This is a genomic window from Bacillus sp. JJ1503 (assembly GCF_036965125.1).
In the GTDB taxonomy this organism is placed as follows: Bacteria; Bacillota; Bacilli; order Bacillales; family Cytobacillaceae; genus Cytobacillus.
The window spans coordinates 14,975-15,762 of sequence record NZ_JBALOZ010000098.1 but is presented as its reverse complement, the minus strand read 5'-3'; the positions used below and the strand labels follow the sequence as shown (position 1 = coordinate 15,762).

The following is a 788-nucleotide window of genomic DNA, read 5'->3' as shown; positions in this document are numbered from 1 at the left end:
TTTCCATGTGCAATTGCTCAACAACCTTCTTACTCGATCTTGTTAACATTTGTCTCTCCATTCTTCATGAATAAAAATCTTTTTTCATAGTTATATAAAGTTCTACTTTTTTTGAGAATATCCTTTGTCGAAATTAAGCGAATAAAAAAACAGTTCTTCAAGACTAGTCTTTCTGTGTCAAAATAGGGGGAGATTGGTCAAAAAAAGAGATAAATAAAGTAGGATTTATTAATTATTGTCATTTTATAATTCTATCTTTTATAATTGAAGAAGCAGTGTAATAATACACTAAATTTAAAGGAATGAAGCATACATTGAATCGCGAAGAAGTTATTTTTAAAGTGTCTGAAAAGTTGCGTCTCATCCGAACAGAAGCAGGATATACACAAGATAAAATGGCAGAGATTATTGGTGTTTCCAAAAAAACCCTTGTTCAAATAGAAAAAGGGCGTGTAGAAGCAGGCTGGTCAACAGTTGTTGCTGTTTGTGCCCTATTTAGGGAAACGGAAACAGTCCGCTTTTTATTTGGAAACGAGCCGCTAGAGGTTCTTGAAACGATTGCAAGAGAAGGGATTGACTATCGAAAAGAAAAAACGATGGGCGGAAAGATTTGGTGGAGAGAAATAGAGAACGAAAATGGCATTTTGCTTCAGCAAAATATTATTAGTCAGCATTTTCGCATTATTGATGAAGACCATTTTCGTATTTATAGCAGCTTTGATGAACCCTCCTCCAAAGAACGATTTGCAGAGCTGGTACATGAAAAAAACAGTTTATCGCAGATTAAC

The 788-nt window shown here is 34.3% G+C and carries 1 protein-coding gene; it reads left to right on the top strand.

Annotation, left to right across the window (positions count from 1 at the left end; translation table 11 throughout):
* Positions 1 to 314 precede the first annotated feature (314 nt).
* Positions 315 to 788 (top strand): helix-turn-helix transcriptional regulator (locus V7149_RS09195; RefSeq protein WP_335345337.1); only part of this gene is annotated, 474 nt, incomplete at its 3' end.